Here is a 7,045-nt window from a genome sequence, read left to right on the forward strand (position 1 = left end):
GTTGCCTGAGGCACCACCTCCCCCTTCCGGGGCGTCCCCTTCCCCTCCGCGGCCAGCACCGCCGTCTCCCGCGCCTTCGCCTCCGCCGGTACGGGCGTGGACATGGGCGGCGTCGAGGCGTTCTCCGTCAACTGCGCCACCAGCCGGGCGATCTGATACGCGCCCACCGGCTCGCCCAGCGACAGCACGAATCGCTCCAGGTCCGCCTGGAACTCACGGCAGTCCAGGTAGCGCTGGTCCCGGTCCTTCGCGAGCGCCCGCTCCAGGATGCGCTGCATCGCCGGGGGCAGGTCGGGCCGGCGCTCCACCGCGGGCACGAAGGGCTCGAAGAGGATGGACTGCATGATGCTCGCCTCCGTCGTCGCCTCGAAGGGGCGCCGGCCGGTGAGCAGCTCGTAGAGCACCATCCCCAGCGCGTACACATCCACGCGCGCATCCATGGCCCGGGCCTGGAGCTGCTCCGGGGGCATGTACGCGACCTTGCCCTTCACCACGCCCGTCTGCGTGCGGTGGCTCTGCCCCGCCACCTTCGCGATGCCGAAGTCCACCACCTTCACCGCGCCCTGCCGGGACAGCAGCACGTTCTCCGGACTGACATCGCGGTGGATCAACCCCAGCGGCGTCCCCGTCTCCGCGTCCGTGAGTTCATGCGCGAACGCCAGCCCCTCCGCCGCGGCGGCCACCATCTTCGCGCACAGGGCCGCGGGCAACGGCGACTTCAGCTCCGTGGAGCGCTTGATGAGCCGGCGCAGCGTGGGCCCGTCGATGTACTCCATCGCCAGGAAGTAACTGCCGTCCGCCTCGCCGAAGTCGAAGATCTGCACCACGTTCGGGTGGTCCAGTTGCGCGGCCAGCTTCGCCTCGCCCAGGAACATCTCCACGAACGCCTCATCCTCCGCCAGGTGCGGCAGGATGCGCTTGAGCACCAACGTCTTCTCGAAACCACGCGGCCCGGCGGCCTTGGCGAGGAACACCTCCGCCATGCCTCCCGAGGCAAGCTTGCGAACGAGCTGGTACTTCCCGAGTTGCATTGGCGGCGAGGTTTCCCACGGTTTTCCGGAAAAGTGAAACGGCCTTGAGGGTCGAGCGTCCGCCGGCCCGCAAGGTGTCGCGGGTGTTTGACCGTGACGTGACGTGCTCCGTAGGATCCGCGCTCCCATGCCCCCCAAGGCCATTGGTCCCTACCGCGTGTTGGAGACGCTCGGCAGTGGCGGGGCCGGGACCGTTTATCGGGCCCGGGACCGCCGCACGAACGACGAAGTCGCGCTGAAGCTCCTGTCGACCGGTCCGTCCCTGGACGACCGCGCCGCGAGGAGACTCGTGCGCGAATTCGAGACCCTCGCGGACCTTGCCCACCCCAACGTCGTGAAGGTCTTCGAGGCCGGCGTCCACGAGGGCTGGCCGTACCTGGCCATGGAGCTCATCGAAGGCCTCACCCTGCGCCACTACCTGGACGTGAGCGCGGGCGAGCTGCACTCCGCCACGCCACTGTCTCGCGCGCCGCTGTCCATCCGCCGCACCGAGGACGATGACTTCGGCAGCGTGGACGGGCCGGACGAGGACGCGGACGACGACTCGGTCGTGGACGACGACGAGGACGGCACGTTCGGCCTGAACGCCTTCGCGGAGGAAGCGCCCAGCGAGGACCTGGCCAGCTTCCACGGCGCGGGGGACGATTCGGATTCGGACGACGTGCCGGTGGATCCGCGCCGCGAGCCCGCGCGCAAGCCGGCCACCAAGGCGCACGCCGCCCCGCCGCGCATGGCGGACCTCAACCGCCCGGAGCGCATGGGCCGGCTGAAGGACGCGATGCTCCAGGTGTGCGAGGCGCTGGCGTACATCCACGGCCACGGGCTGGTGCACCGCGACCTGAAGCCGTCCAACATCATGGTGGACGACGACCGGCAGGTGCGGCTGATGGACTTCGGCCTCGCCAAGTTCCTCGCCGACGACGCGGGCATCACCGCGGACGGCAAGCTCGTGGGCACCTACCGGTACATGGCGCCGGAACAGATTCTGGGAGAGCCGCTGGATGGGCGCTCGGACCTGTACAGCCTGGGCGTCATCCTGTACGAGCTGATCAGCGGGCGTCCGCCGTTCGACGCGAAAACGCCGCACGAGCTGTGGCGTCAGGTGCTGGAGACGGAGGCACCGCCGCTGCTCGCGCTCAACCTGCATGGCGACCCGCAGCTCGCGCGCGTCGCCCATCGCCTCATCCGCAAGGAACCGGACGACCGGTTCCAGACGGCCGAGGAAGTCTACGAGGCCCTCTCCGAGTGAGCACCGCGACGACGCACACCCTCACCGTGGACGCCGCCAAGGCGGGCCAGCGCGTGGACCTGTTCGTGGGAGAGGCCCTGGGCCTGTCCCGCGCGCGCATGAAGCGCCTCTTCGACGAAGGCCAGGTGCGCGTCAACGGCCGCCCCGCGAAGAAGGGCCTGATGGTCGCCGCCGGCCAGCAGATCTCCGTGACGGTGGAGGAGACGACGCGCGAGGCCGTGCCCGACGCGGACTTCCCGCTGGTCATCCTGCACGAGGACGCCGCCCTGCTCTTCGTGGACAAACCCGCAGGCCGGGCCTCGCACCCGCTGCAACCGGGCGAGACGGGCACCGTGGCCAACGCGCTGGTCTCCCGCTACCCCGAGTGCGCGCAGGCGTCCCTGGATCCGCGCGAGGGCGGCCTGTGCCACCGCCTGGACGTGGAGACCTCCGGCGTGGTGGCCGCGGCCCGCACGCGCGAAGCCTGGACCGCCGTGCGCGAGTCCTTCAGCCAGCGCGCCGTGGACAAGCGCTACATCGCGCTGGTCACGGGGCCCCTGGCCGACGAGGGCGAGGTGGAGGTGCCCCTGCGCCACCACCCGCGCCATCCGGACCGCGTGGAGCCCGCGCCCCATGGCGCCGAGGACGCCCGCGAGGCGCTGTCCCACTTCCGCGTGCTCGGCCGCTCGGGGGACTACAGCCTGGTGGAGGTGAAGATCCTCACCGGCGTGCTGCATCAGGTGCGCGCGCACCTGGCCGGCATCGGCGCGCCGCTCGTGGGGGATGCGCTCTACGGGGGCCGCGAGGCGCCGGAGCTGGGCCGCTTCTTCCTGCACGCCCGCTCGCTCACCGTGCCCCATCCCGTCACGAAGGAGCCCGTGCGCGTGGAGAGCCCCCTGCCCCAGGACCTGGTGGCGGAGCTGGGGCGGCACGGCCTGACGCTTCCCGCGCCAGAGGCTGGGGCCGGGGCTATTCCCCCATCACCTTGAGGATGACGCGCTTGCGCCGCTGGCCGTCGAACTCGGCGTAGAACACCTGCTGCCAGGGGCCCAGGTCCAGCTTGCCCAAGGTGACGGGAATCAGGACCTGATGGTGGACGAGCATGGACTTCAGATGCGCGTCCCCGTTGTCCTCGCCGGTGCGGTGGTGGCGGTAGTCGGGGCCGGAGGGCGCCAGGTGCTGGAGCCAGTCCCAGATGTCCTCGTGGAGGCCGGGTTCGTCGTCGTTGACGAAGACGCCCGCGGTGATGTGCATGGCGGACACCAGCACCATGCCCTCCTGGATGGCGCTCTTCTTCACCAGCGCCGCCACGGTGTCGGTGAGGCGCACCAGCTCCCGCCGGGACTTCGTCTCGAACCAGAGGTATTCGGTGAGGGTCTTCATGGGCCGCACTGTCAGAGGGGGCCACTAGAGTGACTCACGCCATGCGAGCCATCCTCCACGTGGACATGGACGCCTTCTACGCGTCCGTCGAGCAGCGCGACAACCCGTCCCTCCGGGGCAAGCCCGTCATCGTTGGCGGGCATGCACAGCGGGGGGTGGTGGTCGCCGCCTCCTACGAGGTGCGGCCCTTCGGGGTGAAGAGCGCGATGCCCATGGCGCGCGCGGTGAAGCAGGCTCCGCACGCGGTGGTGGTGAAGCCCCGCTTCTCCGCCTACGCGGAGGCCAGCGAGCAGGTGTTCGCCATCTTCGAGCGCTACACGCCGCTCATCGAGCCCCTGTCGCTGGACGAAGCGTTCCTGGACGTGACGGCGTCGGTGGGGCTGTTCGGCGCGGCGGCGGACATCGCGAAGCGGATCCGCAAGGAGATTGCCCACGAGCTGAACCTGCCAGCGTCCGCAGGCATCGCCACGGCGAAGTTCGTAGCGAAGATTGCCTCCGACCTGGCCAAGCCCAACGGCCAGCGCGAAGTGCGCCCCGAGGAGACAGTGGCCTTCCTGGCAGGGCTGCCGGTGTCGCGGCTGTGGGGCGTGGGGCCCAAGACGGAAGAGGCGATGAAGCGCGCGGGGCTGTCCACCATCGGGGATGTGGCGGCGAGGGAGATGGGGTGGCTGGAGGAGCGCTTCGGCTCCAGCGGCAAGCACCTGTGGGAGCTGTCGCACGGCATCGACGCGCGGGACGTGGTGCCGGACCGGGCGGCCAAGAGCGTGGGCGCGGAGGACACGTTCGAGGAGGACCTGACGGGCCTGGAGACGCTGAAGCCGCACGTGCACGCGCAGGCGCTGCGGGTGGCACGGCGGCTGCGGCGGGCATCGCTGAAGGGCCGCGTGGTGCAGCTCAAGTTGAAGTTCGCGGACTTCACGCTCATCACCCGGCGCACCACGCTGCGCGAGGCGACGGACGACGGGCAGGTGCTCTACCGCGCGGCGCTGGAGTTGCTGGAGCGCGCGCACGAGGGCAAGGCGATGCGGCTCACGGGCGTCAGCGTGCAGTTGGACGAGGACGAGGCGCAGCTCGGGTTGTTTCCGGCGGCGGCGCCGAAGACGTCGAAGCTGAATGAAGCGATGGACCGCATCGCCGCGCGCTTCGGGAGCAAGGCCATCACCATGGCGGACATCGCGGGCGCGGAAGCGCCGGACGACGACGACCACCGCTCCGAACGGCCAGTGGAGAAGCCGAAGCGGTAGGACGCGAGACATCAGCGCCCATCTCACGCTGCCGGCGAAGAAACCGAAGCGGCAGGGCGCGAACATCAACGCCCGCTCCACGTATCCGGTGGAGAAGCCGAAGCGGCAGGACGCGAGGCCTCAGCACCCTTCCACCGCTCCGGGCTTCCGGTGCAGCGAAGCCGAAGCGCATCAAGCGCTCCGGCCTCTCGACGACTAACCCTCGCCGCCGTTGGAACCGGAGGACGACGCCGGACGCTCCGCGCCCGAACCGCCCTCGCCGCTCCCACCGCCGGTGCGACGACGACGACGACGACGGCGCTTGCGGCGGGGGCCTTCCGCGTCCGCCGCGCCACTCGCGCTCGCGCGCTGCGGGGGCACCTCTCCGGACTGCCACGCATCCAGCGCCTCGCGCCCTTCGCCCGTGGCCTCCACCGTCATCGCGAAGACGGCCAGCGCCTCGTTGAAGAGCGGATGGCGGCGGAAGGCGCCCGTCTTCTTGCGGCGCTCCCCGGACAGCGTGCGCTGCATGAGCAGCAGCATGCGGCAGCGCTCGGCGATGCGGCGCGGCAGCCTCGCGGCCTCCACGAAGCCCGCCAGCAGGTCCTCGATGACGTGCGCGACGGACGCGCGGCCCTCGTCCTGCGACTCCTCCGCCGGCTGCGTGCGGCCAATGGGCACCAGCAGCGTCGCGAGCAGGATCGCGTCGTCCAGCACCTCGCCCGCCGACACGCGCTTATCCAGCGCCTGGGCGAAGGCGTAGAAGGTCTTCTCCCCTTCCTTGCCGTTCTCCCGCAGGTATTCGTCCACCGGCGGCAGCAGCAGCTTCAGCGCGTCCAGCGCCGCCAGCAGCTTCAGCGCCGGGGCGGACACACCGCCGCGGATGAGCCGGAAGGTTTCTTCCAGGAGGCGCGCGGGCGCGCAGCGCGGCAGGTCCTCCACCGCGCCTTCCATCGCCGCGTACGTGCGCGACTCGATGTCCAGGTCCAGCTTCGCCGCGAAGCGCACCGCGCGCAGGATGCGCACCGGGTCCTCGCGCATGCGCACTTCCGGGTCGCCGATGGTGCGGATGAACCGCTCGTCCAGGTCGCGCCGGCCGCGCACGTAGTCGATGACCCGGCCTTCGGCCGCGTCGTAGAACAGGCCGTTGATGGTGAAGTCGCGACGGCGCGCGTCCTGCTGCGCGGTGCCGAAGACGTTGTCGTGGGTGATGAGCAGGTCCTCACCCGACGCCTCGTCCGTCGCCGCACCCGGGGCGGGCTCCAGCTCCGTCGGGTTCGCGCGGAAGGTGGACACCTCCACGATCTTCCCGCCCTTGAAGTACACGTGCGCCAGCCGGAAGCGCCTTCCGATGAGCCGGCAGTTGCGGAAGATGGCGCGCACCTCGCCCGGATGAGCGCTGGTCGCCACGTCGAAGTCCTTGGGCTTCTTGCCCAGGAGCAGGTCGCGCACGCAGCCGCCCACCAGGTACGCCTGGTGGCCGTGCTGGTGCAGCCGCAGCACCACCTTGAGCGCGTCCGGATCCATCTCGTCCGGGTCGATCTCCGCAGGCTCGCCGGTGCGCGTGGTGGTGGGCGCCTGGAGTTCCGGCTCGTTCGCCGCGGGCTCCGGCTCCGGCTCCAGGATGACGGCCTCGGGCTCCTCGGCCTCGTCGCCTGCTTCGGCGGCGGCCTGGGCGTCCTCGGCCTCCGCGGCCTTCAGGGCCTCGGTGGCGCGGCGGATCTCGTCGCTCACCTCGGGGTCGGCCGGGCCGGCGTCCTCGGTGTCGTCGTCGTCATCGAAGCCTTCATCATCCCCCGCGTCCGCGGAGTAGGAGGGCTCGGTGCCGTTGTCGGAAGGGGCCTCGGGGGCCCGGGATTCAGGTTCACTGGGACGCACGGAGGAGTCCGCCGGCTCGGTGGCCGCGGTGCGCTCCTCCTGGCCCGTCAGGTCCAGGGGGGAAGACATAGAAAAAACCTCGTGCGCGGACCCGGAGGACTCCACCGCTGCCGCCTCAAAGGAGGCCTCTCCGCGCGCGTCGTCTCCGGGCGCGGCTGGCAGCGTTCCGCCTGGGGGCGGGGGATGGGTCGGGTCTCGCGTCATTCGCCTCGGAAGGGCAGCCGTCTATCACGCATCATCCCACCCATGGGGGTTGCGCTTAAGGACATTCTTCAAGGACGTCGGGGGTCCACCAGGGGCCC

At 70.8% G+C, this 7,045-nt stretch carries 6 protein-coding genes; 3 read left to right on the forward strand and 3 right to left on the reverse strand.

All coding sequences use genetic code 11. The features are described 5' to 3' along the window. Positions 1-1,031: serine/threonine protein kinase (locus D7V88_RS36890; protein WP_147449027.1), on the reverse strand; the 1,031-nt coding region annotated here is incomplete at its 3' end. 127 nt (positions 1,032-1,158) lie between these two features. Between D7V88_RS36890 and D7V88_RS36895 the strand changes: the two genes are divergently transcribed. Together D7V88_RS36895 and D7V88_RS36900 are read left to right on the forward strand one after the other, a co-directional pair. After that, a complete protein-coding gene (locus tag D7V88_RS36895; RefSeq protein ID WP_120545265.1) occupies positions 1,159-2,280 on the forward strand; it encodes a serine/threonine-protein kinase in 1,122 nt (373 codons plus the stop codon). After that, positions 2,277-3,248, forward strand: a complete 972-nt coding sequence (locus tag D7V88_RS36900; RefSeq protein ID WP_120545266.1) for an RluA family pseudouridine synthase — start codon at positions 2,277-2,279, stop codon at positions 3,246-3,248. The genes D7V88_RS36895 and D7V88_RS36900 overlap by 4 nt, the downstream gene beginning before the upstream one ends. On the opposite strand, the gene D7V88_RS36905 is transcribed toward D7V88_RS36900, so the two are convergent. Beyond that, positions 3,229-3,642: a secondary thiamine-phosphate synthase enzyme YjbQ gene (locus D7V88_RS36905; RefSeq protein WP_120545267.1), complete on the reverse strand. Its 414-nt coding sequence runs from the start codon at positions 3,640-3,642 to the stop codon at positions 3,229-3,231. The two genes, D7V88_RS36900 and D7V88_RS36905, sit on opposite strands and share 20 nt — an antisense overlap. 41 nt (positions 3,643-3,683) lie before the next feature. Between D7V88_RS36905 and dinB the strand changes: the two genes are divergently transcribed. After that, positions 3,684-4,886, forward strand: a complete 1,203-nt coding sequence (gene dinB, locus D7V88_RS36910; protein WP_120545268.1) for a DNA polymerase IV — start codon at positions 3,684-3,686, stop codon at positions 4,884-4,886. A gap of 195 nt (positions 4,887-5,081) precedes the next feature. Here dinB and pcnB read toward each other — a convergent pair whose 3' ends face one another. After that, positions 5,082-6,812: a polynucleotide adenylyltransferase PcnB gene (pcnB, locus tag D7V88_RS36915; RefSeq protein ID WP_120545269.1), complete on the reverse strand. Its 1,731-nt coding sequence runs from the start codon at positions 6,810-6,812 to the stop codon at positions 5,082-5,084. Between the last annotated feature and the right edge of the window lie 233 nt (positions 6,813-7,045).

Origin of the sequence: Corallococcus terminator (assembly GCF_003611635.1) — a bacterium.
Classification (GTDB): domain Bacteria; phylum Myxococcota; class Myxococcia; order Myxococcales; family Myxococcaceae; genus Corallococcus; species Corallococcus terminator.